Below are 26,969 nucleotides of genomic sequence, written 5' to 3'. Positions count from 1 at the left end.
GCTTCCGACCAACGTTCCACGCTGGGCGGCAGTCTTGTCCGGGGTCGTAGATCGAATGTCCCATGGATCATCTCCTCGGCCAACAGCGGCCGAGGGATAAAACCATCTCTTGGGTGATATCTGGCCGGAAGCAGATGGTCCGGACTTCGCCGGCAATCTCATAGAGCGGCCCCTCGTCGGCAGATCGCTTCTCGGCAGCGATCGACCGATCGAGTTTATTGGCGCGGCAGAGACGTGGCTAATCGCCTGAAGCCGTTAAATCGGAAAGATACCGGCAAAGATCCTGAATCTCGTCCCGTAGGTCTTTTCGTTCCTCCAGTGTGAGCATGACGCCGCGCTCCTGCCAGGCAAGGGTGACGCTGTTACGCAGCGCAGCAAGGTCAAGCCTTATGTCGCTCGCGTGATTATTCGTGAATTCGTGAACGTTCGGGGCCTCGCGGCCGTCGACTGGGAACTGGGAGGACATAGCTGTCTCCTGCTTCGAGCGGGAGCGTGGCTAAGACTCTCAGCAGTCCGAGCTCACTGGGGAGGGCTGCTTGAAGCAAGCTTTAGATCGAATAGAAAATAAAAGCGAGTCAAATACTTAGGTTGCTTTAGAAGACGTATCCGAGTGACTGATTCTGGCCGTTAGCAGAACGGCAGCTTGTCGGATCCACTGACACTCAAGCGGACGTAGGCTCAAGAGCGGTGAGGTTAGATAGAGTGGTGCTTCGGAGAGCATCGACAGCCGCGTCCAAGCTATCCGACACGAAATAGAGGGGCTGCATTGCGTCGTGCCGGTAGGGCGCTGAGATCGCTTCTTCCATCGTAAAGCGCCGTCGCTCAACACTTTCATCTTCAAGGCTGGCGCGAGCTTCCCCGAAGCTGGAGGCGAGCCCTGCACCGAGGATACGGATCTGATCCGCTTCCCTGCACAAGCCAAACTCGACAGTGTGCCAATAGAGACGAGCCACATGATGTCCCAACCCGGCGGCGATCGCCTCTACTCCGAGTTCTCCAACCAATTGCATGGCGTTCGCCATTCCGGTGTGCGCAAGCATGGGCACGTGGCCGAAAATGTCGTGAAAGCAGTCAGGCTCCTCTAGGTAGTCCAGTTGCGCGCGAGTCCGAATGAAGTTCCCGATCGGGAATTGGCGATCTGAAAGCATCGCGAAGAATGCCTCGTCGGGCACAAGTCCAGCAACGGAGACGCAGCGCCAGCCAGTGCGCGCAAGCAACCGCTCGTTCAAGCCCGAAAGCTCCGGCACACCGGGTGCAGCTAGCTCCAGAAGATCCAGCCCGTCCAAGAAGGGGCTGATCGCCCGGCCCGACAACAGCTTGATTTGTCGCATGAACAGGATGTCCCAGACGGCATGATCCTCGCTCGTGAAGTCGCACCAGTTCTGATCGACGAGGTGCGCCTGCCAAGAGCTTCTCGCCCGGGTGGGGACGCTCTGAGACTTAAATTCAACAAACATCGGGGTTCTCCAGGCACAAAAAACCCCGCCTGACGGTGGTCGGGCGGGGCAGATGATTGCTTGTCTATCAGACGCGCGTCAGCCGATCCCCACCTCGTAGGGATAGCAATAGCTCGCGACGGCAACCGGACGGGTCATGGCTCAACTTATCGTGACCCGGACCTGAATGCCAGATGTCCGCAGCCGCGTACGCTAGTTTTTGCGGTCGGCTCGGCCAAGCGCCTTCAGCGCCAGCCGATCAATGACCATGGCCAAGTCTCGGTCGCGCTCGGTCGGCCTGCCCTCATCATGGCTGGTCAGACGAAACTGGACCCGGTTCCAAACGGAAGTGAACTCCGGATGGTGGTCCATCTTCTCGGCGTGCAAGGCAACTTCGGCGAGGAAGCCGAACGCCTCCGCGAAGTCAGCGAAGACGAACTCACGAGTATAGGCACCATCCTGGTGCGCCCGCGCTGCAGGGGTTTCCACGATCTATTCTCCGGACGATTCCATGATTGAGCTGAGCTAGCTGCGCTCTGTTTGCCTAAGACTAACTGACGATGGCGACCTCGTTTCAGGATGGTCGCAAGGGGATCGCCCGCTCTGTAGGCCCAAGTGCCCTTTTGCTGACAGCTTGCGAGCAAAAGCAGTGGCGCCGAACAGCGAGATCAAGAGTAGCCCGATCCCGCTGATCGCGAGGAGAATGCGGAAAAGAGGCTGTGGAGTTTGCCCGCTGTGGATCGGAAAGATCATCCCATAGGCGTGCGCCGAACGGCGTTCCGAATGGGTGTCGGTGATCTTGGCGATTTTGCCCACGCCGTCGAACCAGACAAAGCTTAGCCCTTGGCTGTTCCATTCCTCCGGATGCCGCAGCCGAAGCAACTTCGGCTTATTGCCCGTCCCAAAGTTCAAACTGCGGATCGCCGCCCCCGGCACTGCAGCGCTTGCGGATTGAAGCGGGCCGCGCCAGTCAACTGAGCCTGCGGACCGGGTGTCGATTACGCCCGGCTTGCGGCTGAAATCGAACAAGGGTTGGATGAGGGCCGGCCAGGAGATCACGATCCCCGTCAGCGCCGTTATCAGCAGAATGGGCGTGATGAGCACCCCGACGTCGCGATGCACAGCAATCATTTCCTTGCGGCGTGCGCTCCTTGGCCATGCCCGAGCACGCCACGTCCGGCGCACCGGCCACCACAAAATTAGTCCGCTGACGATCATCACAGTAAGGAAGGTGGCGACCACCCCCAGGGCGGCTCGTCCAGCTTCGGCCAGGAACAGATTGTGGTGAAACTCGACCAGCAGGTCGAGCGGTCGCTTGCCGGTCCAGATGCGGACCGCTCGGCCGTCGGCATCTAGATAAGCACCGCCGTTGGCCAGCACTGCTTCATGCACCGGCAGGTCAGTGCTGGCGAAGCGGATCGAGCGAAGATCATCGCCGAAGCGTGCCTTGGCAGCATTAGCTATTCCGCCAAGACGTTGCGAATCGCCCGTAGGATGGGCCGTCGTGGCACCGAGGGCGAGACGCCGAAAATCGTCCTTGAACAACAGGACCGTTCCGCTTGTCGCCATGGCCGCCAAAAGCAGCGACAGCACCAGCCCACTCCATGCGTGGCATGAGCGGAGGAGCGGTCGCCACCGACGCTTGGCGCGCTGCGGCGGCCGCTCCTCAATCACATCGCCACTCGCGCCGACAGCAACACTGCTCGCGGTGCACCCGGCATGTTCAGGTTGGGCGACGTGCCATGGGCCGATACGATGTATTCACGGTCGAAGATGTTGGTGACATTGGCCTGGAGCCTCACGTTGCCCAACTGCGTCCACGCCATTGCATCTGCGGTGAAGTAAGACGGCAGCTCAACCGTGTTGCCCGGATTGGCATAGCGCTTGCCCACATAGTTCGCACCGGCACCTACGCCGAACCGCTCGCCGAAGCTGCGTGTGACGAACAGGTTTGCGCTATGGGTTGGCGTTATCGTCGGCCTTTTGCCTTCAATCCGCTGGCCGGCGTCGACCGCAACTGAGCGGGTGATGCGGCCGTCTAGATAGGCGTAGCCGCCAATCGCGCGCCAGCCCGAAGCGAGATCAACCGCACTGGTCAACTCGAACCCGCGCGTCCGCTGGGTGCCGATCGGGATCAGCACCGTCGGGGCGGCCGGACTCGCAGCCTTGATGCCGGTCCGTTCAAGTTCGAATACCGACACGGTGAGGTTCAGCCGACCACCGAGCAAAGTATACTTGGCGCCAATCTCCCGGTTCGTTGTTTCCTCGGGCGCGATGTCTGCATTGTTGGCGGCGATCGAGAAGGCTTCGCCTGAGGGCTGGAAGGACCGGCTCCAAGACACATAGTAGGATTGTGCATCATCGGGCTGGAACACGAGACCGGCGCGCGGGCTCCACTCGCTGTCCTTACGCGACACGTTGGGCAGGGTGACGATACGCTGCTCCGTGCGCTGCTTGAACCAGTCGTGCCGCGCGCCGGCGAGCAGCTTGAAGCCGTGCCCGAGGTCAACCAAGTCCTGAATATAGAGCGCGGTGTTGGTGAAGATGCCGCGATTATCAGCCGATGGCGCATTGGGCAGCGCGACGGGGACGACCGGAAGCACCGGATTGAACAGGTCGACCGTGGCGATGTTGTTGCGCGAAACGGTCGTGACGTCCTTCACCTGCCGCGCAAGCTCGAGGCCGTAGAGCACTGTGTGGCGCATGCCGAGCAACCCGAACTTGTGGGTCAGCTCGGCCTGATTAGACCAGCCTTTCTCATTGCGGTGGACGGTCGAGCGGTTGAGCGAGACGCGGCGCGTTGTCTCGTTGACGCTGCCGGGCAAGGTGTTGCGGCGATCGAGGTCGTAGCTGTAGTGGCGCAGCCCGTTGCGGAACGACACGGCGTCCGAGAAACGGTGGTTGAGCGAGGCGGTCTGCGACAGCACGCGTGACCGGTTGTAGTCGGCTTCGCGCGCATTGGCCGCGCCGTAATACGTGTCCCGATCGACGTTGACCGGGCGGCCCTGGAAGGCAGGAATGCCGAAGTCGGTCAGGCGCTTGTCACGAAGATAATCGGCCTGCAGCAGCACTTCCGTCGCCGCGCCCGGCCGCAGTAGTAGCGATGGAGCGATGGTTTCGCGGTTCAGGAACTGCCCCTCGCGATAGCTGTCGCTGCGCTCGATCGCACCAGTTGCGCGCCACGAGATGAGGTCGCCAGCAAGTCCGACGTCGGCCTCGGCGCGCTTGGTGTCGAACGAGCCCAGGGTGAGCGTTCCCGACGTTACGTCCACGCCCGGCTTGCGCGTGATGCGATTGATCAGGCCACCCGACGAGCCGCGCCCATAAAGCACCGCCGCCGGGCCCTTGATCACTTCGATGCGGTCGACGTTGCTGAGATCGCGGAAATAGAGCGCGTCGTCCCGAAAGCCGTCGACGAACTGGTCGGCGATGGCTGAGAAGCCGCGAATGGAGACCTGGTCGCGCTGACCGTCGCCCGTCGAAAAGCCGACGCCGGGTACGTTCTTGAGCGCGTCCTGGACCGAAAGAGCGCGCTGATCGCGAAGCACCGCAGCCGGAACGACATCGATGGTCTGTGGAATGTCGCGTAGCGGGGCGTCAATTTTTCCCGCGTTCGATGCCTTGGCAGCATAGTCGTTCTGAAGGCGCGCGCCGGTTACGACAATTTCGTCCTTAGGATCGTCTTTGACGGTTGCCACGGAAACCGCCCCATGGCTTGCAGCCGACAACATCAACGCGAACCACATAACCACCCGAACTCCCCCCGATCTGAAAACCAGGGCGCAGCTACCGCTATTGAGAGTCAATCGCAATAGGTCGTCGGCAGTAACGCTGACATCTGCCTCGTTGCCTAACCCCAACTGGCAGGCGTCGTATGCCCCTTTGGAGAAGCTCCCGTTTACCGTTGGACGTCCGCACGGGCGCTAAGCCGATGCCCGAGCTGGGGACGGGCGAACGTCTGATTTCCGCCGGTGCGGACCCGCAAGCGGCCACTCCGCTTCCCACCAGTCGAGGACTTTGGGTGGCGCCAGTCTGAGTGTCGGCAAGTGGCCGTCAGCAGAACGTCCGGACTTCGGGGATGACGCGCGAAAGCGGCCGTTCGTACCAAATGCCTGCGCTTACCGCCTGCGAGGACCGTTAACAGCATCTTAGGCGGGCGCAGGAGAAAGACGGGCCATTGGTCGTTCTTATGAGAGAACGACAGTGGAGTACCTTGCGTGTTTCATGAGGAGCGGTCCGTCGAGACCGAAAGTGAGAGTGTTGCGTCTGAGCGGCGGATGGTCTTGAGCCAGGAGCGTCTGACTCGGGCGAAGACGGCCTTTACCACCCGCAACGTGAAGCTGCAGGGGCGGCTACAGCTTTGCACATTCTCCAAGCCCGAACCCGGCGACCTCGTGCTTGCTCGGGTTGAGAAGCTCGGTCAGCATCAGAAACTGGAAAGTCCGCACGGGCGCCGGGCAGAGATGTACGAAGGCGACGAGATCCTGGTTGCCTTTGGCCAACGCTATGCGCCGGATCAATTTGAGTCGATCGTGCCTAGTGATCTTGGTGCTTGCGAGTTGGTCGCGGCGGGGGGCTTGGCCAGCAAGGTCATCAGCAAACACAGCCGCATGCGTCGTGCTACACGGATTCAGCCGGTGGGACTGGTCGCTGATCCGTCGGGACGAGTGTTCAACCTTCGACACTTCGCACTTCGATCTCGCGTTTGTCCAGCCTCTCGCCCTCGGGTTGTTGCCGTGGCGGGTACGTCCATGAACGCGGGCAAGACGACCACGGCGGCTGGGATCATTCACGGTCTCGCGCGGGCAGGCCTCAAGGTTGCAGCCGCGAAGGTCACCGGGACAGGATCGGGGAATGATCTGTGGAGCATGCTCGATGCTGGCGCGTCACGCGTGCTGGATTTCACCGATATGGGCTTCCCGTCCACCGCTGGTATGGCTCTAGGGAAAACAGAAAGTATAGCAGCATCGTTGGTGGCTCACCTTGCTGATAACCGCCCTGACGTAATCGTTTTGGAGATTGCCGACGGACTGTTTCAGCGCGAAACAGCAGCCCTGCTGACCTCTCCTCTTTTGCGCTCCTTGGTTGATGGCGTAATCTTTGCCTCTGCGGACGCCATGGGCGCCCTTGCGGGACGCGAGTGGCTGCTCCGCCGGGGCCATCATGTGCTTGCTATTTCCGGGTTGTTTACCGCCTCGCCGCTTGCGCGCCTGGAGGCTGAGGAGGCCATGGGACAAAAGGTTTGCACCTTGGAGCAGTTGCGCGATCCTCTTCACGCCCCGACGATCGTCTTCTGCTCCACTAAATCTGATGGAATACTCCGGGCAGCCGAATGATCCCCGTCGCAAGTCCCTCGCGACGCTGGTTGCTTGCAGGCGTATTTAGCTCCGCCCTTGTGCAGCTTGCGGCTACCATCGTGGTAGCGCAATCTCTGCATACAGAGGCGCGCGTCTCGCCGGCACTGATTGCCGCCGCAATTACCGTCTTTCTGGCTGAGGTGCTGCAGCGGCGACTGTGCGAGGCGGTAGGCCTGTCCTATGCGGCCGAGGTGCGCGAACATTTGTTCAGGCACCTCATGGCGGTGGAACCGGCAATCATTCAACGGCGGCGACATGGGGCCATGCTGCAATCATTCGTAGGTGACCTCACGGCCGTTCGGCAGTGGGTTAGCGATGGCATCATGCGAGGCCTGGTCGCAGTTCTGGCGTTCACGGGATTGCTTGGTTGGCTTGCCTTGTCTCAGCCGCGTATCGCTGCCCTTATTGCAGCAATCATTACGCTAATCATTGTCGCGGGCGCAGCCGTTCTGCCGTTCTTGACTCGAGCGGTTAAGAGGGTGCGTCGGGAGCGCGGTCGAGTTGCGGCTTTTGCTTCCGAGCGGCTCGCTGCCCAGGCAACTGTACTTATCTGCGCCCGCGCTAATAGCGAGACGGCGCGGCTGAACCGGCGGGTGGAAAGGCTAAATCAAGCATCTTTGCGACGCGCAGGGCTTACTGGGATCATGCGCGCACTGCCGCATCTGGGCGCCACCGCCATGCTTGCAGCGGTGCTGCTCAACCAGCAACCAGGCAGCGCAGGCGTCGCGAGCGGTGTGGTCGCAACAGGAATTCTTGCGCTAGCACTGCGGGATCTTGCCCGGGCAGCCGAACTCATGATCCCAGGGCGAATTGGACTTGCGAGGATCCGTTCACTGCTGGGCTTGCCGAGGCAATCTCGCTCCATAGGGCTCCCGCGCAGAAGTGCAGGTACCGGCTTTGAACTCGCCTCTCTGCATGTTGTGGGCAGCGAAACGTCGCTCGAAGCTCAGGCTGCTTCCGGAGAGATCGTCGTAGTAGATGGAGAGCCCGAGCTTCGCCGCCGTCTGTTTGAAACGCTCGCGGGGCTCGCCACCGCGAAGTCGGGCGATGCGCGCTGGAAAGGCCGCTCGCTGGTCGCTCGTTCGTCAAAAGTCCGGCGCCATCTTGTGGGGATCGCCAGTGCCACGCTTCCAATCGTTTCTGGAAGTGCCGCGCTCAACATCCGATACCGTTTGCCAAATCTCAAGGAAACGGATTTGCAGGCGATTGCCGACTATTGGGGTATCGCTCCTTCGAGCAGGCTCTGCAATCCGGTCAGCCTTAACCTTATCAGGGCTGTCGCGGGAAAGCCGCCCGTCCTGCTACTTGATCTCGCGGAGCTGCCCGTCTCCTCGGATGATGTGCAAAGATTGCGCAGGCTACTGCCATCCTGGGAAGGCGTCGTTCTGATCGCCACAGCCGATAGCGAGCTCCGCGCGCTCGCTAATCGGCGGTGGTTGCTTGATGGAACAGGTCTCGAAGAGAAGTCTGCTCTGATCTCCAGCTTCGAGTCTCACTCTCTGGGAGACACGGCATGAGAGCAGTTGAGGCGACCTGCGCGGCTGAACGATCACAGCCCAACGCTCACCCACAATACCATCGCATCCCTGGCAGTCCGGCCCGCGAATACTTTGTCTTGGTGCCGTCCTCCGCGAGAAAGGGCTCCATTCCCCTGGTGCTCGTGCACGGCATTTCCCGCAATGCTATCGAGTTGATACTTCGGTTCACCGAGGGAGCGGCAGACTTCGGCGTTCCGTTGATTGCCCCGCTGTTCCGACAAGACGTCTACGGAGCCTACCAGCAGGTGGTCGATCGCCGGCGGCAGCTGCGCGCGGATGACGCCTTGTTCGACATCCTGGCCCAGGTCGCGGCACGATGGCCAATCAGCGGAGACAAGGTCGATCTGTTCGGCTTCTCCGGTGGGGCTCAATTCGCCCATCGCTTCGCGCTGCTGCACCCCGAGCGTGTACGGACTTGCGTGCCCGTGTCTGCCGGGTGGTACAGCTGGCCTGATGAGGCCATCGATTGGCCACTAGGTCTCCGCGATGCACCTGAGCCGATCAACCAGGAGGCCGTGGCCCGCTTGGCCCTGCATATCATCGTTGGCCAGCGCGATACGCGCGCCGACGAATCCCTGCGTCGCCGGCCGGACCTCGATCTTCTCCAGGGCAAGGACCGGGTCAAGCGTGCCCGGCGATGGTACAAAGCGATGCGCGAATCTGGGCTGAATGCCGACTGCTCACTGACCATTCTTCCGCGCACACGACACAATTTCGACGTTGCGCAACGGCGGGGGCTTGTCGCGCTCACATATTCGTTGCTCGGTTTTAAGTCCAACCACTTAGGGGAAACGCTTTGAAGAGTTATGTTGCTTTCGGCGCCTGTTTTTGTGCCGCTTTGATTGCGCCGGCCAATGCCAAGGACGGAGTAAAGGTGGATCACCGAGGCGTCTCGCTTGAAGCGGGGCCACTCGATCTGAATCTGGGCGGCCGCCTTCACGTGGATGCTGCTAGGTTCGATGACATGCTAGGAAACAAAACGACTGACGTGGCTGTGCGCCGTGCTCGCTTAGAGTTCTCCGGGCGAGTAGCCAACGTTGTGCGCTTCCGGGTCGATCAGGAATTCGCCGGCAATTCCAAGGGGTGGCGAAATGTGTGGCTCTCGGCAGAGCCCGTAAAGAACGTCGAGATCAAGGGGGGCAATTTTATCGTCCCGTTCAGCGGCGAGGACCTCCAGAGCTCCAATACGATGCCCTTTATGGAGCGGTCTCTGGCGACCGCCCTGACGCCGGGATTTGGCCTCGGTGGAGCTGTTTCCGCACACGGCAAACATTGGTCGGTGAGCGGGGGCTACTTTACTGATGCGCTGGACAACGATGAGAACCGCTCGATCGAGCGGGGCAAGGGCATTGTGGCACGCGTAACCTTCGCGCCCATCAATCGGGGCGGCCGGATTCTCCATTTCGCCGGCGCCGGCGAGCGGAGGTCGTTCAGCACGACCGAACAGCTCGCCTTTTCGGCCGACGCCGGAAGCGTGCTCGCTCCGAGGCTCATGTCTTCGGGCACGATCGGCGACTTGGACCAGCTTACCGCCTGGAATGGCGAAGTCGCTCTCGCTAACGGTCCGCTCCTTGTTCAGGCGCACGGCAACAGGGTATCGCTCGAACGCGGCCAATCCAGCGATCTCTCGTTCAACGGGCAAACCGTGCAGGCGAGCTGGGTCGTGCTTGGCGCCAAGCGCTACGAGTATTCGGAGGGCCAAGGCGTGTTCAACGGTCCTGCGCTGCGCAAAGGGAAAGGTGCGGTCGAATTTGCCGCGCGTGTCAGCCGCTTAGATCTGAGCGATGGAATGGTCCAGCGAGGCGTAGGACGCGCAATCACTGGGGGCGCAAATTGGTACATCAATCGCAATCTTAGGCTGATGGCGAACTACACCAACTCACGCATTCGTTTAGTGGACGGATCCCGAAGTGAGCGCAATGACGTCGGCGCGCTCCGCTTGCAAGTTGCCTTCTAAGCCGCAGAATTGGGCGACCGATCACAGTCTGTGAACCCGGTCGCTCACTTCTTTTACGGGAACCTTCAGCGACCCAGGACGGATATCTCGTGCAGGTCTCCGAGTAGCCATATCCCCTAACCTAGATCGCTATATACTCGAAGTCGGCAATCAGCCGAACACCGAGTGATGGATCCAGGGTGCCGCGCTTGCGTTTGGCACGGCTTCGATAGCTACTCCAGTTGTAGCCCAGAACGTCGGTGGCGGCTTAGTCGTGGTCAACGTCAGCAACGTAGCGAACAACCTAGCTCAAAATCTCAGCGTCGATATCAGCAACATCCCAGTCACTGTTCAGGTGCCCGTCTCGGTAGCTGCGGCGGTGTGCGGGATTGATGTGAACGTACTTGCCGAGGATCGACGTGTCTCAGCCTGCTGAGCTTGGAACTGAGGACGGAAGGTCGATCAGCATTGACTTCCTCGATCTCTCCCGTGCTGGATTCAAGATTAGGCACGAGGATGAGCTTCTCTCGGGAGATCTCGTAACTATCATCTCGGCACGAGGGTCAAGGGCGCGGGCTGAGATCAAGTGGGTGGGGGACAGGATAGCTGGCGGCGTCTTTGTTGAACCGCCTGAAGAGCTAGGCTTAGATCACGTGAAGTAACTAGGGCCGACACCCCACTGCCGACCCCAATCTCCACCCGAAGGTAGCAGTGGATGTGCCTGTCTAATTAAACAGCATCAACAGACTGTTGACCTGTGCAGCGAGAGGCGTCCGCAATAAGCTGCTCCCGGAGATCGATAACTTAACTGAACGGACTTCCGATCACGGGTGACCACCCGACTGGCGTGAGCGTCTTCGAAGGGCGCTAAGCCGTCGCCCGGGCTTCGCACGGGCGAACGTCTGCTTTCTGCCGATGCGGGCCCGAAAGCCGCCGTTCCGCTTCCCACCACAACCAGCTGTTCGGGGTAGAATAGTCCGAGCGTCCGCAAGTGGCCGGAAGCAGATGGTCCGGACTTCTCCGGCAATCTCATAGAGCGGCCCCTCGTCGGCAGATCGCTTCTCGGCAGCGATCGACCGATCGAGTTTATTGGCGCGGCAGAGACGTGGCTAATCGCCTGAAGCCGTTAAATCGGAAAGATACCGGCAAAGATCCTGAATCTCGTCCCGTAGGTCTTTTCGTTCCTCCAGTGTGAGCATGACGCCGCGCTCCTGCCAGGCAAGGGTGACGCTGTTACGCAGCGCAGCAAGGTCAAGCCTTATGTCGCTCGCGTGATTATTCGTGAATTCGTGAACGTTCGGGGCCTCGCGGCCGTCGACTGGGAACTGGGAGGACATAGCTGTCTCCTGCTTCGAGCGGGAGCGTGGCTAAGACTCTCAGCAGTCCGGGCTCACTGGGGAGGGCTGCTTGAAGCAAGCTTTAGATCGGATAGAAAATAAAAGCGAGTCAAATACTTAGGTTGCTTTAGAAGACGTATCCGAGTGACTGATCCTCGACGAAGGCAGACCGTCGGCTTCTGGCAATCGGAAGCGCAAGGTGGCCGTTAGCTTATGCAGGGTGACGAGGCACCCTGGCGATCATCCAGCCGACGAGACCTCAGCACCGCGCTCGCAGCGAGAAGTGCGGCCACAATAGACGGGGGCGACACCAGCCCCGGCGGCACCGGCCTCAACCATAAGCCCAGAGGTAAAGGACTCCGGCCAATAAGGGCTGAGCGGCGATCACCCAGCGGAACCAGTGCCATTCGGAGGGTGGGCAGCAAGCGCAGGTCATACAACTCTCCGATTTCGTCCGGTCAGAGCGCGGCAGCGCTCTTCCAGAGCATGTAGGCGGCGACGACAAAGATCAGGCCGGCGAACACGGTGGTCAGGCGACCTTGCGTGCCAGAGAGGTGCTTCGCAAGGCGCGCGCCGAGGAAGCCGCCGGCCACGCCGCCGACGATGAAGACGCCGGCGAGGGCCCAATCTACCAAGCCGGAGAAGGCGTAGTTGGCGGCGGTTGTCAGCCCGAAGGCAGTCACCGCCACGAGCGATGAGCCGATCGCGTTGATCATCGGCATCCCGGTCGCGGCGACCAGGCCAGGAACGATCAGGAACCCGCCGCCGATGCCGAAGAAGCCCGAGAACAGCCCGGTGCCGGCGCCATAGCCGACGAGCTTGGGCGCATTCTCGCGGCCGAGCACGACGGAAGGATCGCCCTCGCGGCGCCGATTGCGCAGCATCAGCACGCCGACGACGACCATGACGATGGCGAACAGGAAGAGCAGCTTCTGGCCATCGAAAGCCTTGCCGGCCGTCGACCCCGCGAAGGCTCCCGCGATGCCTGCGGCGGCGTAGACCAGCGAGCACCGCCATTTCACGTTTCCGTGGCGCACGTGGTTGAGCAGCCCGGTCAGCGCATTGGCCGCGACCGCGAGCGCGCTGGTGCCGATCGCGACATGCGGACTGGGGACGCCCACCAGATAGACCATGAGCGGGACGGCGAGGATCGAGCCCCCGCCGCCGACCAAGCCTAGAACGAAGCCGACCAGCACGCCCGATCCGGCTCCAAGCAGATATTGAATGGTGTCGAGCATGACTGGTTATCCAATCGGACGACGGGTCAGGAGACCGCCTGTGAAGCCTTCCATAGGGCCGTGGACCGGTTGCCGGTGCGACAGAAGGCGAGCACCGGCCCGTCCGCTTCGCTGAGGGCGGCGGCAAAGTCGCGCACGTCCTTGTCGGTCATGGCTCCGGGCACCACGGGGACATGCCAGTAGGCAAGACCGACCCGCTTCGCTTCCGCCTCGAGCTCGAGCGAGCTCGGCTGGTCCGGCGCTTCCGCATCCGGGCGGTAATTAATGACGCCGACAAAGCCTGAGGCGGCAATCTCGCGGAGATCCTCCGGCCGCACCTGCGGCCCCGTTGCGAGTTGATCGGAAAGTCGTGCGAGTTCCATCGTGATTATCCTTCATATGCGGGCGTAGGGGCCCGAGTTGCAGTGAAGAGGTGGTGCAGCGCCATGCCGGCGAGCATCGCGACGACGAACAGCCACGGTTGCCATGCGCCCAGCACCAGCCCGGCGACGGCGGGCCCGGGGCAGAAGCCCACGAGACCCCAGCCGATGCCGAACATGCCGGCACCAACAAGAAGCTGGCGGTCGAGCGTGCGGCTCTCGGGTATGAAGAAGCGCTCGCCGAGCAGCGGCCGGGTCATTCGGCGTCGGATCAGGTAAGCGATCCCGGACGGCACCAGCGCCGCCCCCATTACGAACATCAAAGTCGGATCCCAGGCACCAGCGACGTCGAGGAAGGCCTGCACCCGCGCCGGGTTAACCATGTCGGACAGAGCGAGACCGGCGCCAAAGATGACGCCTACGATCAGGCCAGGGAAGAGATTGCGCATGTCAGCCTCCGATCACGTGGCGCAGAATGAAGACGGTGGAGGCGGCACTCGCCATGAAGGTCGCAGTGGCGGCAATCGATCGAGGCGACAGCCGCGCCATTCCGCAAACGCCGTGTCCGCTGGTGCAGCCGTTGCCCAGCCGGGTTCCAAAGCCGACCAGAAGGCCGGCAACAATGAGGAGCGGCACCGACGAGGTGACCATCACCTCCGGTGTCCGCACGAGCAACGCGATCAGCACTGCGCCAATCGGCAGACCGACGAGAAAGGCCGTGGCCGCTGACCAAGGCGTACCGCCCGCGCCCATCCTCGTCGCGGTGGCCACCATTCCGCTGACGCCGGCGATGCGGCCGGTCAGGAGCAGGAGGAGTGCGGCGGCAGTGCCGATCAGCAAGCCGCCGCCGATCGCCATCAATGGCGTCATCGTTTCCATGACTTTCGTCTCCGCTTAGAGCTGGTTGAGCGGGAGCTTGAGGTAGCTGACGCCGTTTTCCTCGGGCTCCGGCATCCGGCCGCCGCGCATGTTGACCTGGATCGACGGCAAGATGAGCTTCGGCATCGAGAGGGTCGCGTCGCGCTGCGTCCGCATCTCGACAAAATCCTCCTCGCTAACGCCCTCGTGGACGTGAACATTGCCGGTGCGCTCGGCGAGCATCGTCGTTTCCCAGACATATTCGTCGCGGTTCGGCGCCTTGTAGTCGTGGCAGAGGAACACGCGGCTCTGGTCCGGGAGCTTCATCAGACGGCGGACCGAGCGGTAGAGCTGACGCGCGTCGCCGCCGGGGAAATCCGCCCGTGCCGAACCGTAATCCGGCATGAACATGGTATCGCCGGTGAACACGGCGTCGCCGATGATGTAGGCCATGTCCGCCGGCGTGTGGCCGGGGACGTGAAGCGCGATCAGGGGGATCTCGCCGATCATCAGCTTGTCGCCATCGACTAGCAGGCGGTCGAACTGTGAGCCATCGCGGGTGAAGCGCGTGCCTTCGTTGAAGATCTTGCCGAACACATTCTGGACGGTGACGATCTCGGCGCCGATCACGAGCTTCCCGCCCAGCTTCTCCTGGAGATAGGGTGCGGCCGACAGATGATCGGCATGGGCGTGGGTCTCGAGCAGCCACTCGACCCTCAGGCCTTCCTCCTCGACATAGGCGATCATGGCGTCGGCGGAGTCGAAGCTGGTCCGTCCCGATGGCTGGTCGAAGTCGAGCACGCTGTCGATGATCGCCGCGACCTTGGTCGCGGGGTCATGCACGACGTAGCTCGCCGTGAAGGTCGGCTCATCGAAGAACGCCTTCACATGCGGCGTGCGGATCTTTCCCTGCAGCACGGCTTGCACCTGCGCAGCAGCACGCTCGAGATTGATGTCCTGATGCATGATCATTTTCCCTTGGTTCCGGTGGCGCTCTCCTGGCCCAGCTCCGGGCAGAAGAGATCGTGGAGAAGCACGAGCAACTGCTCGGCCTTGGGATCGCAGACGCGGTAGAAGACCATCTGGGCCTCCTTGCGGGTCGCGACGAGGCCCTCCTCTCGCAGCTTGGCGAGGTGCTGAGACAGGGCAGACTGGCTAAGGCCTACCTGTTCGGTGAGATCGCCGGCAGACATCTCCCCTTCCTCCGCGAGATAGCAAAGCACGAGAAGGCGGGGCTCGCTGGCCAACGCCTTCAGCAGGCCCACCGCCTGAGCGGCGTTACGGCTGAACTGGTTGACGAGATCAGGCTGCATCACATTCTCCATTAGATGACATTAATTTAGAATTCTCTAATAGGAATGCAAGGGTTGCGAGATTGCGTGGAGACAGCCTCGTGTCGCAGGCTCTGAATCACTTGGGTCAGCGCTGGCGCACCTGATTTTTCTGCCCTTTTGCAGCGACGCGCGGAGTCACGTGGGCGGCTTCAGCACCCCATCAGAGTTCGGGCTTCTCCGGCCGAGGTCTCAAAGCCGGCGAGCCGCCGCACTGGGAGCAACGTGTGAAACCGCCCGAGGCTGGTGTAGGCTGATTCCCATGACACAACCGGACGATGACGGGCACTGGACTCATGTCTACGAGGCCAAGCCTCCTAATACGGTTAGCTGGTACCAGGAGACTCCCGAGCCGTCGCTCCGTGCCCTTGATCGCTTCGGAGCGTCGGCAACCTCGTCGCTGATCGACGTCGGAGGTGGAGCATCTAACCTCGTCGATGCCCTACTGGCGCGAGGCTGGCAGGATCTCACCGTGTTGGACATCGCCGCGCCCGCTCTCGAGGCGTCAAAGGGGCGACTTGGTGCCATGGCCGATAAGGTCCGCTGGGAGGTAGCCGACATCACTAATTGGCGCCCACCCCGCAAGTTTGATGCGTGGCACGACCGTGCCGTCTTCCATTTCCTTACCGAACCCGAGCAACGCGAGGCGTATCGTACTGCTCTGTCGCGCGGAGTTACGGACGGCGGGCTGGTCATCATCGCGACCTTCGCTCTCGACGGGCCCGAAAAATGCAGCGGGCTTCCTGTACAGCGATACGACCCAGTCAGTCTTGCCGCAGAGCTGGGTGACGGCTTCCAGCTGATTGACGGCTGGCCAGAGGAGCATGCTACTCCCTGGGGAGCCAGGCAGTCGTTCAACTGGTGCGCTTTTCGGCGCATCGACTGAAAGCTGTCGTGCCTCAACTGCCTGGTTAAACGTCTGGCTTACGGCATCGCTGGCTACGCCGGGGAGAGTCCGGAATGGGCGCAAAGCCGTCGCCCGGGCTACCCACGGGCGAACGTCTGCTTTCTGCCGGCTCGGACCCGAAAGCGGCCGTTCCGCTTCCCACCAGCTGCCGCCTCCCGGATGGGCTTCCCTTTGAATGGAAGGCTTCAGATTTCGCCACCTCATGTCGTTCGGCACCGGCAGCGGCGCTGACGTCTTCAGCGATGTAAATGGCACATACAGAAATCTGTTGTATTCGAGCTGCTTGCGTTGGGGTGGGGTTAATGCACGAATATCGCCTGTTTTTCTTCGACAGTGACGGTCGCCTCAATAGGGCTCCTCACGAGTTCCTCGCCAAGGATGACGTCGCAGCAATTATGTTCGCCGAAGCTCGCCGGGAGGATTCTAAGACGGAGCTCTGGCAACGCGACCGCAGACTTCGGTGCTGGGGTTTCCAGAGTTGTAGTAACCGGGCCTGCTCCTGACGAGCAATCGCCTGACCTGATGTTCGTGGTGCGTGATTCCGGAGATTGGCGTGCCGGCCGGGCGCATGTCTGAACCTCACTTCTGATCAGGCGTCCAGGTGGGCCGCGGCCGCTGGGTGCTAGCGCGACGCGAGGCAGACATTACTGCAGATCAGGATGAGTTCTCGCCTGCTGATGGTGCACTTTAGGTGAGCTTCGACGTCCGCTCTATCCTCATCGGGCATTCGTCCGACAATCTCAGCAATACTGCGGCATCCCCTGACAAGGCACGTTCGACAGCTGCAGACCTCATCATCGCGTGGTTCTTAGCGCAGTCAGTTAGCCGAAGCGAACGCCGGAAAATCCGACTGATTGCATTCGTTCCACCGCCGGAACCTTCCCCGCCAAGAGCACGTTAAAGAAGCAGCACCATCATTCTGCGAGGTAACCATGTTCCGGAAATTCACGCCTCTTGCGCTGGTTGGATGCTTTGCGCTGACGGCCTGCGACGTTGATCAGACTAAGGAAGGCGAGCTGCCGGACGTGGACGTAAACGCAAGCGGTGGGCAACTTCCAGAATTCGATGTGGACGCTCCTCAGGTGAACGTCGGAACCGAGAACAAGACAATCGAGGTGCCGACGGTGGACGTCGATGCTCCCAAGGATGATAACAAGGAATAGCGACTCTAACCTGTAACGAGATCGGCCAGCTGAGCACGCCTGGTCGAAGGGGCGCCTGCATGCAGGCGCCCCTTCCTTTTTTGCGCACTCCGTCCTTCAGCCTGGACGGCCGAATGGGTGGTATCCGGATGAGCAGTCACTGCTGTTGAGACTGTAAGCGACGCCGCTCGCCTCAGGTGACATCGTTTCCAGACTCAATGGCAGCGGAACGCCGTTAGTGCCTTGATGGTTGAGCAGAGCACCCTCTCGGCGTCGAGAGGCTAGAAGTCATTTTCCGAGTACAAAGGAGACTTCAAGATGCGTATCACGACGGCAGCCTGTCTGCTCACCTCCGCAATGTTACTTGCCGGGTGCAACACTGTTCGCGGCGTTGCAAGCGACGTTAATTCAGTGGTAGCGGCATTCGACCCGAATGCTACATATGCCCCCTGCGGCTCAGTCGTCATCGATGCGAACGCTGATGGCCGCATTTCAACTTCCGAATGGAACAACTACCGGACAAGCGGCTACGTATATTGGGACGCGAACCGCGACGGTCGCATCAGCCGAGCTGAATACGCGAACTGCTGGTATGGCGGCGGCTTTTACCCGACTTATAATCGCGCGACGTGGGAACCAAGTTACCGAGCCTTTGATGCAAATGGCGACGGTTGGTTGAGCAGTGAAGAATATTGGAGCGCGTCCGCTTGGGCGCAGTATGATACCAACCGGGACGGTGTAATCGACACCAATGAATGGCCTTGGCGTTAATGCGGCCAAAAGGCAACCAAGTGCTTCCCGGCTGGCTTACACCAGCCACAACGTGACCGAGAGTAGAGGCCCGTCTCGCCCATAAGAGACGGGCCTCATTGACGGCTCTGCCCGCTTAGGCGTGCATAGAGCTGGATTTCAGCCTTGGGTCAGGAAAGAGCGCTCAGCAGCCTACCTAGTAGGCGGAAGCTGATGGCCGAGCCCTCGGGACAAGAGAGCTGGACCATCAACCCTTCGAGAATGAGGCTTGAGGGACAAAGCTCATTCAGTCACGAAACGCGACTAGGGCGACAGGTTTCCTTGCCGGGCCGTTCTGGCGCCGGGCGCAATCAACCTAGGCGGATGGTGTGGCTCCAGGAGCACAGAGCACACCTGCCACTGGTCCGGGTTCGAGGATCGGGGAGCTATACGCCCAATAGCGTTCCGGACGAGACATTCATTCCGTTGCGCCCAATACCTTGGTTTGGGTGGAAATGTGACATTTGCCGCGAGGCGACCGTTGCAGAAATCCACCGGCGTGTCGCCCCGAGTTCTGGTCGTTACATCGTTCCGGAGGTGTAATTCTAGGGTCCTTTCAAGGTCTTACAGGTTGATGCGCAACTAAGTCGAGCAGGGACACAATCCTGCCGAACCTTTTCCACTTGGAGCAGATTTTATGCGTAAGCCCCTTATTGCAGCCCTGATGTTCGCCGCTTCGGCAGCTGGTACTGTAGCAGTCCCGGCCGCTGCCCAGAACAACTCGCAGGGTCTTGTCACCGTTAATGTTCAGGACGTTACGATCCTCCAGAACTTCCTTAACAACGCGCAGATTGCGGCCCTGAACAACCTCAATGTGCCGATTACCGTACAGGCGCCAATCAGCGTCGCAGCCAACGTCTGCGGCACCACGGTGGCACTGCTCGCCGATGCCCGCAAGGCTGGCGATGCGGCCTGCACGGCAACCAGCGGTTCGCGTGCCTTGGCAGACATCGTCAATCGCCAGCTGCTGAGCCAGAACCGCTAAGCTGGTCAGCGATTACGAGGAGGGGCTCGCCCGGTCTACTCGGGGCGAGCCCCTCCTTCTGTGCGGCTTATAGTCGCGCCGCTCTGCGCCGACCTGCCAGCAGGCGGACTTTTTGACCACTATACAGTTCTTGCACGATGCGGTGGGGTGCGGGAAATCAGCTATAACCTGAGCGACTGAGCCGCGCCTTAGCTGGTTGATCGCAGATGGAAGAGTTCCGCGTCCTCTACCTGCGCAATAATGTGCTTACTGAATCAGAAACCTTTCAGGCCAGAGATGTGCTGGAGGGGATCGATAGGGCATCTGGACATAGCCTGACATCTCGGCTGAGGTATGGTCTGGGCATCGCCGAGTGGCGGTCGTTGGCCCATTTCCACGACAGGAGTTTGTCGTGCCGAATCGGAGCAGACGCTCCAGCATCAGGGACTCTTCGGGAGCCCAGATCGAGAGCATCATGAGGGCACGGTTGAACTTGGCAAGCAAGTAAGCGCGCTTCGCAGCCGGAAGTCTCAGTAGTCAGGGCTGCTGTTCAGCGCGTCTTAGGCGAGCTATTCGAGGCTGCGCCCGTCCTGGCTGGCTCGCAACAGCCACAACCGTAGCCGAGTAAAGGCCGGTCTCGTGCAAAACAGGTGGGCCCATCGCCGGCTACGCGAACAGCGGCGTTTGGGGGAAGCCAGCTCGGCTTCACAGCTCCAGCGCCGTGACCTCCAGCAATCAGGGTTTGATCGACGAGCGGAAGATGCGGACATCGCGCGGAAGCCTCGGCAAAGTAGCTTAGGTGACGACGAACCCAGAAGCGCCGCTGGGACTTAGACGACCCCAAAATAAGCTAGAGCGATGACCACCAGCACGATCAATACTATCAGTCCGACGGTACCGCGCATCTCGAGCTCCCTATAGCAGATGAGCAAAGACATGAACGTCATCCACTAAGAAACGTTCCTCTCGGCGGCTTTACCCTGGGTTCGAAACCGGACCTTAGCAACTTAGCTGAACGAGGGTCCGATTACGGGTGCGGGCGGCGACCCTCGTAACGACCGAGACGGGCGCTTAGCTGGATGGCTGCACCTGGCCGTCAGGAGACCGTCGGGATTGCGTGCCCGAAGCGCGGAAGCGGCTGTTCCGGAGCTAAGTTGCTAATGTCCGGTTTCGATTGCCGTTTCAGTCGGTCATTGCAACACACGCTGCAAAACGCTCCGCCGGTGTTTCGAACCCGAGCGTCTTGCGTGGGCGTCCATTAAGCTGCCGTGCCACTTCATCCAAGCGCTCCTGTGAGTGGACGCTGAGGTTGGTGCCCTTCGGGAAGTATTGCCGCAGCAGGCCGTTGGTGTTCTCGTTCGAGCCGCGCTGCCACGGGCTCTGTGGATCGCAGAAGTAGACCGCAGCGTCGGTCGCCAGCGTGAACCGCTTGTGCTGCGCCATCTCCTTGCCGCGATCCCAGGTCAGCGACTTGACCAGCTCGCCGGGAAGGCGGTGCGCCTGGTCGATCAGCGCGGTGATCACCGACTGGCTGTCGCGGTTCGGGACCTTGGCCAAGAGCACGTAGCGCGAGTGCCGCTCGACCAGCGTGACGATATAGCTGTTTGACGCTCCGCACAGCAGATCGCCCTCCCAGTGACCAGGCACCGCGCGATCCTCGACGGAGGCCGGACGCTCGCGGATCGAGATCATGTCGGCAAGGCTGTCGCGAGCATCGCCCTTGCCGGTGGCGTGACGCGATCGCCGGATCACCCGGCCCGAGCGTAGATGCGCCTGCAGGTCCTTCTTGAGGACGCCGCGAGCCTGGACGAACAGGCTGCGATAGATCGTCTCGTGCGACACCTGGTGGGCCTCGTCATCCGGATAGGTGTGCTTCAACCAGCCGGCAATCTGCTCGGGCGACCAGTTATCATGCAACCTGGCAGCGACCAGCTGCCTCAACTCTTCATGCCGCGCCAGCTTGCACAGCTTGGGTCGCAAGGCGCGATCCCACGCACGCTTGTCCGCAGCTGCCGCACGATACCGGCGATAACCGCCGTTACGCCGCAGCTCGCGACTGACCGTCGATGGTGCTCGCCCAAGAGCGCTGGCGATCGAACGCAGCGACAATCCGCACGCCAGGCCTCTCGAGATCTCCTCGCGGTCATCGAGACTGAGCGTCCGTCGCGATCGGCGTCGCGGCACTCGCCAGAAGCTGATCCAGTTCTTCGCCGCTCAGCCGCGCTGCGTGGTGGCGCTGGAGGCGTGCGCCGGCGCTCACCATTGGGGTCGGGAGCTGACCAAGCGCGGCCACGAGGTCCGGCTGATCCCGCCCGTGTACGTGCGGGGGCGAGGAGCAAGCGTAGCGCGAACTCAGCAATGAAGATCACCCAGACCGCCGTACTCGCCAATGACAGCAGGGCGTTCTCGCCCCAGAGCAGTTCGGCTACGACGATCAGCAGCCAGGCAAGGCCGAGCAATGCCATCGGCAGCCGCAGCCAATCATCCATGTCCTCCAGCACGCTCCAGCGCTCAGCGGCCGATGCCATGACCATCTCCCGACAATTGTTCCAGGAGTGAAGGTCTATTGGTCGCATGACGTTCCCTGCGCCACGGAAACCAAGCGGTGCGTGAACCGTATCTCTTCCGACAAGGGAGCGACGATGCAAGCAAGCGAGGCGCTACGGCTGTTCGGCATCACGCTGGTCGGAGCTACGCCGGAGAACGGCAGGAAACTGCTGCTCACCATCATCCTGATCGTGATGGTGCTGCTCTTTGCCACCATAGGCCGGCGCCTGCTTGCGGGCACGGTCGGGCAGCGCGTCCCGATTAATCGCTTCCTTCTTGGCGGCCTCGAGGATGCGCGCGAGGTCGGCCTCCAACTCGGCCGCAAATGTCTGCTGTCGATTCAACGCGGACATTAGCACACGCTACTTGCTCCTGTTCCTGCCCACGAATGACCTGAATCAATTTTAGCGTATCGGAGCGTGGCACACTCTCGAGGTCGCCGCCGTCTGTCGCCGAGCCCTCTTGTGCAACGTTCAAGTCGTACATCAACGTCGTTGCGCTCAGGCTGCAAGGGCTGCTTGGTAATCGTGGAGGATGATCCCGCCCTGACGAAGACGCTCACCCGGTCGTTTAAGCGACGCGGCTATGTAGTTGCGGCTGCCGGCACCCCCGGTCATCTGAGTACGGTGCTTAAGCAGTTCCGCCCCGACTTCGCGGTTGTCGATCTGAAGCTAGGTTCGGAGTCTGGTTTGCCTTGCATTCAAGCGCTTCACCGGATCAACCCCGCAATGCGCATCGTGGTGGTGACCGGCTACACAAGCGTGGCTACCGCCGTTGAAGCCATTAAGCTAGGCGCGCTCCAATACCTGACCAAACCCGTTGGCGCCGATGTGATCGAGCAAGCGTTTGAACAGGTGGAGGGTAACGCGGCCGTTCCGATTGGGGACCGGCCTGCATCGCTTAAGTCCTGGGAGTGGGAGCGAATTTCGGAGACTCTGGCCCAATCCGGCTTTAACATTTCCGAAGCCGCACGCCGCCTAGACATGCATCGTCGTACGCTCGCGCGCAAGCTCAAGCGTCATTGCTCGAAATGACGGGGGTACAAAGACGCATTCCTGAAGCGATCTTTGGAGGCTAAGCACCAATGGCATGAGCTTGCTGCAGCATACGGACCTACAGTTTTTGCCCATTCTCGTTTCTGGCGAGACGCACCTGCGCTCGATACTTGCGACGGTGCCGGACGCGATGGTGGTGATCGACGAACGGGGGAGAATCCTGTCCTTCAGCGCTGCGGCCGAGGCCATGTTCGGCTTCTCCGAGCCGGAGGTTCTGGGCGAGAACGTGAGCATGCTGATGCCGTCGCCCGACCGGGAGCGGCACGACAGCTACCTGGACGGCTACCTCCGCACGGGCGAGCGCAAGATCATCGGTGTCGGGCGGGTGACCACTGCCAGACATCGTGACGGCTACACCTTTCCCATCGAGTTGTCCGTGGGTGAAGCCAAGGTCGGTGAGCATCGGATCTTCACCGGGTTCATCCGTGACCTCACGGAGCGACAGCACACCGAGATGCGCCTTCAGGACCTGCAGAGCGAACTGGCCCATGTCGGCCGGGTCAGCGAGGTGGGGATGCTCGCGTCGGCGCTCGCCCATGAATTAAACCAGCCGCTGACCGCCATTGCCAACTACTGCGAGGCGGCCCGGGACATGCTCGCCGAGATGCCCGCGGGCGAGCCCCTCGACACGATCCGCGAAGCGCTCGACGAAGCCGCGGGGCAATCTGTTCGAGCCGGTCAAATCCTTCGTCGCTTGCGCGATTTCATAACCTACGGCCAGACCGAGCGAAAAGTCGAACACCTGCCAAGGCTGATAGCCGAAGCCAATGCCCTTGGGTTGGTCGGCTCGCGCGAACATGGCATCGAAGTGGATGTGGAGATCGATCCTTCAGCACAATCGGTGCTGGTGGACCGCATCCAGATCCAGCAAGTACTGCTGAACCTCATCCGCAACGGCATCGACGCAATGCTCCAAACTCCGGTCCGACAGCTTACCATTTCGGCCGCTGCAGACGTGGACGGACTTATCAGGGTCAGCGTTGCCGACACCGGCACGGGGATCGTGCCGAAGATGGCCGAGCAGATGTTCCAACCATTTGTCACGACGAAGGAAAAGGGCATGGGAATAGGCCTGTCGATCTGCCGAACAATTATTGAAGCGCATAGTGGCCGGATCTGGTTCGAGCCGGGACCGGCAGGCGGCACGATCTTCCACTTCACCATCCCGGACGGAGGGTTTGTCGATGAATGAGGAAGGCAGGCCGCTGGTCCACCTCGTCGACGATGACGAGGCGATCCGGCGTTCGGCCGCCTTTCTGCTGAAGACTTCCGGTTTTGGGGTGGCGGTCTACAACAGCGGTGCTGCCCTTCTTCGTGAAGTCCGCGCTCTGGAACCCGGCTGCATCCTGCTCGATATCCGCATGCCGGAAATGGACGGGCTGGAGGTGCAAAAGGCTTTGCGCGAAGCCGGGTGCATGCTGCCCGTGATCATCATGACCGGTCATGGCGACGTCGCGCTGGCCGTGCAGGCGATGAAGGCTGGTGCGGTGGACTTCATTGAGAAGCCGTTCGAAAAGGCGACGTTGCTGTCCGCCCTGGACGAAGGCCAAGGCCGGCTGGAGCAATCGGCCGCCAGCGGATGTCGCCGGGAAGAGGCGCGCGACCGGCTGAAAGTCCTGACCGGGCGTGAGCGCGAAGTGCTTGCCGGGCTGGTGCGCGGTTTGCCCAACAAGACGATTGCCTACGACCTCGGCATCAGCCCGCGGACCGTGGAAATCCATCGTGCCAACCTGATGGACAAGCTTAGCGTTCGCAGCCTCAGCGAGGCGCTTCGAATTGCGTTCGCGGCGGAGCTCGACCAGGAGCCGGAGCAAGGCGCGGCCTGAGGATCACGATAAGGGACGCAGCTTTGCGACCCGGAACAGCAATTTCCGCCCTTTCTCCCGAAGGGTCAGCAAGGCGCCTTCGCTGATGGGCCGGGGATCGATTTCCGAAAAGGGGCAGCGATTTCGGCCGCTGCGACCGGCCATGATGACCCATTTGTCACCGGCAGCGACGATCTGCCCGCTAATGTCGGGTTCGCTCGGCCACAGGCGCCGGACGGTGGCCTGCTCAGGGGCGCTCTCCAGAGCGCGAGCATCAAGGGTGCCGTCGTCCGCCAGTGGCAGGCGCAGCAGATAGGCACGGCTCGCCGAGCCGTTCGGGAACTCGCCCGTCTCCCCGAGTTCCAGACGGATGGATGTCCAGCTCATCCCACCCGATCTGCCGTTCTGGGATGCGGCGCGAAATAAGGGTATCTACGGACGAGCTAGGTAGCTTTGCGGATTGGGCAATCGTTCAATCAGGGCGCAGAGACCATGGCATGCTGACTCGCGGTGAACAGATGCTTGCGCTCCGCCGGGCACGAATGGCGTCCTCTCCGCCTTTCCTGCGCGGCGGCTTCCGCCCGTTCTTCTTCGGAGGCGCCGGCTGGGCGATCCTTGCGCTGACCTTGTGGCTGTGCAGTCTCGCCGGGATAATCCAGTTGCCGACAGGGATGGACGCCCTGGCATGGCATCGTCACGAAATGCTGTTCGGCTTCGTGGGAGCAGTGGTTGCAGGCTTCCTGCTGACAGCCATTCCCAACTGGACCGGCCGATTGCCGATCGCGGGTCCTCCGCTTGCCTTGTTCTTCGGGTTCTGGCTGGCTGGGCGAGCTGCGGTGCTGTTCTCCGGAACGTTTGGGCTGGTTCCCGCGGCCGCGATCGACGTCGGATTCCTGCTCCTGCTTGCCTGGATAGGAGCACAGGAAGTGCTGTCGGCCAAGAACCGCAACCTGCCGGTGGTCGGCATGGTGCTGTTGCTGGCGCTGGCCAATGCCCTCGATCACCTTGCCATGGCCGGACTGACTGCAGACCCGCTGCTTGGCATGGGCGTCGGCATTGCCGTTGTAACCCTTCTTATCGCATTGATCGGTGGACGGATCATCCCGAGCTTCACCCGCAACTGGCTGATGAAGCGAGGCCTGCGGGACAGCCTGCCGAGCCAGCCGAGCCGGTTCGACATCCTCACCAACGCAGTGACCGCGGTCGCGTTTCTCGCTTGGCTGACTGTGCCCGGGATGGGGCTGGCAGGCGTGCTGCTGACCACGGCCGGGCTGCTACAGCTAGTGCGCCTGCTGCGCTGGCAGGGCTACAGGACATTTGCCGACCCGCTGGTGTTGATCCTTCATGTCGCCTTCCTCTGGATCCCGGTCGGACTGCTGCTGCTTGGTGCCGCCCAATTGGGCGCCGCGATCCCCCAGACCGCTGCTATCCACGCGCTGACCGCCGGCGCGATGGCGTCGATGATCCTGGCGGTGATGACGCGTGCCAGCCTGGGCCATACCGGGCGTGAGCTCCGCGCGGATGGCGCGACCCAGCTCCTGTACCTCCTGATCACCGCCGGGGCCGTGACCCGCGTTGCCGCACCGATCGAGGCCGGTCACTACGCCGAGCTGATCCGGACGAGCGGGCTGTTGTGGGGAGCAGCCTTTCTCCTGTTCCTCCTGCGCTACGGACCGATCCTCTTTGGGCGGAGGCTCGGCGAGTCAGAATAGCAGCGCGCCGACGTCCGGACCCCACAGCGGGTGCAAATGGAGTGCGGCAAAGTAGAACAGGGTGCCACCGCCAAAGGTTGTGAGGAGTTGCGCTGCCGACCATCGCCGCCCGCTCTCACGCAGCCGGCGCCATTCCCCCTCGCCCAGTTGACGCCTGCGCCGGCGATCGAGCAGCCTCATGCCGGCGAGGGAAAACAGCAGCAGCCCACCGAACATGATCAGAGAGACCAGGTCCCCGTTGGCAATCGTGTGCAGCAGGGCCCATAGCGCGAAGCCCCACAGGACGGGATGACGAGTGACCGCGACCAGCCCGGGCCGAGTTGGATCGAAGGATCTCCGCCTGAAGCTGATCGACACCGGGTTGGGGGTCAGCAGGCCGCCGATCAACAGCCAATTGGCGGGCAGCATCAACGCCAGTGCGAGGTAATAGGTGAAGAGGCTGGTGGGCCAGAGCGGGGTGACGGGCGCGCGCACCGCCGCGCTGATCAGCCAGGCGAGCAGCCCGATCGACAGCAGCGAATACAGGACTAGGTAGGGCCGCTCGCCGAGCGCCGCGACGAACCTCGAGCGGACGGCGGGCCGGGCCGGAATGCTGTGAGCGGCGAGGAATACGAGTAGTGCGAGAAGAAACTCAATCATCGCCGCTCGTAACGCGGCG

General features: G+C 61.6%; 30 protein-coding genes and 1 pseudogene. 16 read left to right on the top strand and 15 right to left on the bottom strand.

Annotation, left to right across the window (positions count from 1 at the left end; translation table 11 throughout):
* Positions 1 to 238: 238 nt before the first annotated feature.
* From ACFQPG_RS12255 to ACFQPG_RS12235, 5 genes are all read right to left on the bottom strand, one after another.
* Positions 239 to 466: a hypothetical protein gene (locus ACFQPG_RS12255; RefSeq protein ID WP_380813726.1), complete on the bottom strand. Its 228-nt coding sequence runs from the start codon at positions 464 to 466 to the stop codon at positions 239 to 241.
* 196 nt (positions 467 to 662) lie between these two features.
* Positions 663 to 1,457 carry a phenylalanine 4-monooxygenase gene (locus ACFQPG_RS12250; protein ID WP_380813752.1) on the bottom strand — a complete coding sequence of 265 codons (795 nt, stop codon included), beginning with the start codon at positions 1,455 to 1,457 and terminating at the stop codon, positions 663 to 665.
* Positions 1,458 to 1,649: 192 nt separating this feature from the next.
* Positions 1,650 to 1,925: a 4a-hydroxytetrahydrobiopterin dehydratase gene (locus ACFQPG_RS12245; protein WP_380813749.1), complete on the bottom strand. Its 276-nt coding sequence runs from the start codon at positions 1,923 to 1,925 to the stop codon at positions 1,650 to 1,652.
* Positions 1,926 to 1,961: 36 nt separating this feature from the next.
* Positions 1,962 to 3,110, bottom strand: coding sequence for a PepSY-associated TM helix domain-containing protein (locus tag ACFQPG_RS12240; RefSeq protein ID WP_380813747.1), 1,149 nt, complete (start codon positions 3,108 to 3,110; stop codon positions 1,962 to 1,964).
* Positions 3,107 to 5,134, bottom strand: a complete 2,028-nt coding sequence (locus tag ACFQPG_RS12235; RefSeq protein ID WP_380813744.1) for a TonB-dependent receptor — start codon at positions 5,132 to 5,134, stop codon at positions 3,107 to 3,109. The genes ACFQPG_RS12240 and ACFQPG_RS12235 overlap by 4 nt, the downstream gene beginning before the upstream one ends.
* A gap of 519 nt (positions 5,135 to 5,653) precedes the next feature.
* On the opposite strand from ACFQPG_RS12235, the gene ACFQPG_RS12230 reads away from it, so the two are divergent.
* The 5 genes from ACFQPG_RS12230 to ACFQPG_RS12210 all read left to right on the top strand — a co-directional run bounded on the left by ACFQPG_RS12230 (position 5,654) and on the right by ACFQPG_RS12210 (position 10,929).
* Positions 5,654 to 6,772: a DUF1611 domain-containing protein gene (locus ACFQPG_RS12230; RefSeq protein WP_380813741.1), complete on the top strand. Its 1,119-nt coding sequence runs from the start codon at positions 5,654 to 5,656 to the stop codon at positions 6,770 to 6,772.
* Positions 6,769 to 8,310 carry an ABC transporter transmembrane domain-containing protein gene (locus ACFQPG_RS12225; RefSeq protein ID WP_380813738.1) on the top strand — a complete coding sequence of 514 codons (1,542 nt, stop codon included), beginning with the start codon at positions 6,769 to 6,771 and terminating at the stop codon, positions 8,308 to 8,310. The genes ACFQPG_RS12230 and ACFQPG_RS12225 overlap by 4 nt, the downstream gene beginning before the upstream one ends.
* Positions 8,307 to 9,131, top strand: coding sequence for a hypothetical protein (locus ACFQPG_RS12220; protein WP_380813735.1), 825 nt, complete (start codon positions 8,307 to 8,309; stop codon positions 9,129 to 9,131). The genes ACFQPG_RS12225 and ACFQPG_RS12220 overlap by 4 nt, the downstream gene beginning before the upstream one ends.
* The gene (locus tag ACFQPG_RS12215) at positions 9,128 to 10,288 is read left to right on the top strand and encodes an OprO/OprP family phosphate-selective porin (protein WP_380813732.1); all 1,161 of its coding nucleotides are present in this window, start codon (positions 9,128 to 9,130) and stop codon (positions 10,286 to 10,288) included. The genes ACFQPG_RS12220 and ACFQPG_RS12215 overlap by 4 nt, the downstream gene beginning before the upstream one ends.
* Positions 10,289 to 10,671: 383 nt before the next feature.
* Positions 10,672 to 10,929, top strand: coding sequence for a hypothetical protein (locus tag ACFQPG_RS12210; protein WP_380813729.1), 258 nt, complete (start codon positions 10,672 to 10,674; stop codon positions 10,927 to 10,929).
* A 447-nt stretch (positions 10,930 to 11,376) separates the two neighbouring features.
* On the opposite strand, the gene ACFQPG_RS12205 is transcribed toward ACFQPG_RS12210, so the two are convergent.
* The 7 genes from ACFQPG_RS12205 to ACFQPG_RS12175 all read right to left on the bottom strand — a co-directional run bounded on the left by ACFQPG_RS12205 (position 11,377) and on the right by ACFQPG_RS12175 (position 15,372).
* On the bottom strand, positions 11,377 to 11,604 hold the full coding sequence (locus ACFQPG_RS12205; protein ID WP_380813726.1) for a hypothetical protein: 228 nt from the start codon (positions 11,602 to 11,604) through the stop codon (positions 11,377 to 11,379).
* A 458-nt stretch (positions 11,605 to 12,062) separates the two neighbouring features.
* Positions 12,063 to 12,842: a sulfite exporter TauE/SafE family protein gene (locus ACFQPG_RS12200; RefSeq protein ID WP_380813723.1), complete on the bottom strand. Its 780-nt coding sequence runs from the start codon at positions 12,840 to 12,842 to the stop codon at positions 12,063 to 12,065.
* Between the two features lie 26 nt (positions 12,843 to 12,868).
* Positions 12,869 to 13,204, bottom strand: coding sequence for a TIGR01244 family sulfur transferase (locus tag ACFQPG_RS12195; protein WP_380813720.1), 336 nt, complete (start codon positions 13,202 to 13,204; stop codon positions 12,869 to 12,871).
* Positions 13,205 to 13,209: 5 nt separating this feature from the next.
* On the bottom strand, positions 13,210 to 13,650 hold the full coding sequence (locus tag ACFQPG_RS12190; protein ID WP_380813717.1) for a DUF6691 family protein: 441 nt from the start codon (positions 13,648 to 13,650) through the stop codon (positions 13,210 to 13,212).
* A 1-nt stretch (position 13,651) separates the two neighbouring features.
* Positions 13,652 to 14,080, bottom strand: coding sequence for a YeeE/YedE family protein (locus ACFQPG_RS12185; protein ID WP_380813714.1), 429 nt, complete (start codon positions 14,078 to 14,080; stop codon positions 13,652 to 13,654).
* Between the two features lie 15 nt (positions 14,081 to 14,095).
* Positions 14,096 to 15,031 (bottom strand): MBL fold metallo-hydrolase, encoded by a 936-nt coding sequence (locus ACFQPG_RS12180; RefSeq protein WP_380813711.1) that lies wholly within the window; start codon positions 15,029 to 15,031, stop codon positions 14,096 to 14,098.
* The gene (locus ACFQPG_RS12175; protein ID WP_380813709.1) at positions 15,028 to 15,372 is read right to left on the bottom strand and encodes an ArsR/SmtB family transcription factor; all 345 of its coding nucleotides are present in this window, start codon (positions 15,370 to 15,372) and stop codon (positions 15,028 to 15,030) included. Before ACFQPG_RS12175 ends, ACFQPG_RS12180 begins: the two co-directional genes overlap by 4 nt.
* Positions 15,373 to 15,652: 280 nt before the next feature.
* Here ACFQPG_RS12175 and ACFQPG_RS12170 point away from each other — a divergent pair, with 280 nt between their 5' ends.
* The 4 genes from ACFQPG_RS12170 to ACFQPG_RS12155 all read left to right on the top strand — a co-directional run bounded on the left by ACFQPG_RS12170 (position 15,653) and on the right by ACFQPG_RS12155 (position 19,213).
* Positions 15,653 to 16,276, top strand: coding sequence for a class I SAM-dependent methyltransferase (locus tag ACFQPG_RS12170; protein ID WP_380813706.1), 624 nt, complete (start codon positions 15,653 to 15,655; stop codon positions 16,274 to 16,276).
* Between the two features lie 953 nt (positions 16,277 to 17,229).
* On the top strand, positions 17,230 to 17,460 hold the full coding sequence (locus ACFQPG_RS12165) for a hypothetical protein (RefSeq protein ID WP_380812817.1): 231 nt from the start codon (positions 17,230 to 17,232) through the stop codon (positions 17,458 to 17,460).
* Positions 17,461 to 17,757: 297 nt separating this feature from the next.
* Positions 17,758 to 18,210 carry a hypothetical protein gene (locus tag ACFQPG_RS12160; RefSeq protein WP_380813703.1) on the top strand — a complete coding sequence of 151 codons (453 nt, stop codon included), beginning with the start codon at positions 17,758 to 17,760 and terminating at the stop codon, positions 18,208 to 18,210.
* 655 nt (positions 18,211 to 18,865) lie between these two features.
* Positions 18,866 to 19,213 (top strand): hypothetical protein, encoded by a 348-nt coding sequence (locus tag ACFQPG_RS12155; RefSeq protein ID WP_380813701.1) that lies wholly within the window; start codon positions 18,866 to 18,868, stop codon positions 19,211 to 19,213.
* A 1,161-nt stretch (positions 19,214 to 20,374) separates the two neighbouring features.
* Here ACFQPG_RS12155 and ACFQPG_RS12150 read toward each other — a convergent pair.
* Entirely contained in the window at positions 20,375 to 21,391 is a 1,017-nt protein-coding gene (locus ACFQPG_RS12150) for an IS30 family transposase (RefSeq protein WP_380813787.1), read from the bottom strand.
* Between the two features lies 1 nt (position 21,392).
* Here ACFQPG_RS12150 and ACFQPG_RS12145 point away from each other — a divergent pair.
* The 6 genes and pseudogenes from ACFQPG_RS12145 to ACFQPG_RS12120 form a co-directional block, all read left to right on the top strand.
* Positions 21,393 to 21,518: pseudogene (locus ACFQPG_RS12145) on the top strand (IS110 family transposase); the annotation flags it as partial.
* 32 nt (positions 21,519 to 21,550) lie between these two features.
* Complete coding sequence (locus ACFQPG_RS12140; RefSeq protein WP_380813698.1) at positions 21,551 to 21,751, top strand: hypothetical protein; 201 nt, start codon at positions 21,551 to 21,553, stop codon at positions 21,749 to 21,751.
* Positions 21,748 to 22,095, top strand: a complete 348-nt coding sequence (locus ACFQPG_RS12135; protein ID WP_380813696.1) for a hypothetical protein — start codon at positions 21,748 to 21,750, stop codon at positions 22,093 to 22,095. The genes ACFQPG_RS12140 and ACFQPG_RS12135 overlap by 4 nt, the downstream gene beginning before the upstream one ends.
* 162 nt (positions 22,096 to 22,257) lie before the next feature.
* A complete protein-coding gene (locus tag ACFQPG_RS12130) occupies positions 22,258 to 22,773 on the top strand; it encodes a response regulator transcription factor (protein WP_380813693.1) in 516 nt (171 codons plus the stop codon).
* A gap of 55 nt (positions 22,774 to 22,828) precedes the next feature.
* Positions 22,829 to 23,986: a sensor histidine kinase gene (locus ACFQPG_RS12125; RefSeq protein WP_380813691.1), complete on the top strand. Its 1,158-nt coding sequence runs from the start codon at positions 22,829 to 22,831 to the stop codon at positions 23,984 to 23,986.
* Positions 23,979 to 24,620 (top strand): response regulator transcription factor, encoded by a 642-nt coding sequence (locus ACFQPG_RS12120; RefSeq protein WP_380813689.1) that lies wholly within the window; start codon positions 23,979 to 23,981, stop codon positions 24,618 to 24,620. The genes ACFQPG_RS12125 and ACFQPG_RS12120 overlap by 8 nt, the downstream gene beginning before the upstream one ends.
* 3 nt (positions 24,621 to 24,623) lie before the next feature.
* On the opposite strand, the gene ACFQPG_RS12115 is transcribed toward ACFQPG_RS12120, so the two are convergent.
* Positions 24,624 to 24,986: a hypothetical protein gene (locus tag ACFQPG_RS12115; RefSeq protein ID WP_380813687.1), complete on the bottom strand. Its 363-nt coding sequence runs from the start codon at positions 24,984 to 24,986 to the stop codon at positions 24,624 to 24,626.
* Positions 24,987 to 25,096: 110 nt separating this feature from the next.
* On the opposite strand from ACFQPG_RS12115, the gene ACFQPG_RS12110 reads away from it, so the two are divergent.
* The gene (locus ACFQPG_RS12110; RefSeq protein ID WP_380813685.1) at positions 25,097 to 26,311 is read left to right on the top strand and encodes an NnrS family protein; all 1,215 of its coding nucleotides are present in this window, start codon (positions 25,097 to 25,099) and stop codon (positions 26,309 to 26,311) included.
* Here ACFQPG_RS12110 and ACFQPG_RS12105 read toward each other — a convergent pair.
* Positions 26,303 to 26,950 (bottom strand): NnrU family protein, encoded by a 648-nt coding sequence (locus ACFQPG_RS12105; protein WP_380813682.1) that lies wholly within the window; start codon positions 26,948 to 26,950, stop codon positions 26,303 to 26,305. The two genes, ACFQPG_RS12110 and ACFQPG_RS12105, sit on opposite strands and share 9 nt — an antisense overlap.
* Between the last annotated feature and the right edge of the window lie 19 nt (positions 26,951 to 26,969).

The sequence above is a fragment of the Sphingomonas sp. GCM10030256 genome (genome assembly GCF_042666415.1).
GTDB lineage: Bacteria > Pseudomonadota > Alphaproteobacteria > Sphingomonadales > Sphingomonadaceae > Sphingomicrobium.
Note: the sequence above shows the minus strand (reverse complement) of the source record. Positions and strands in the feature narration are given on the sequence as shown.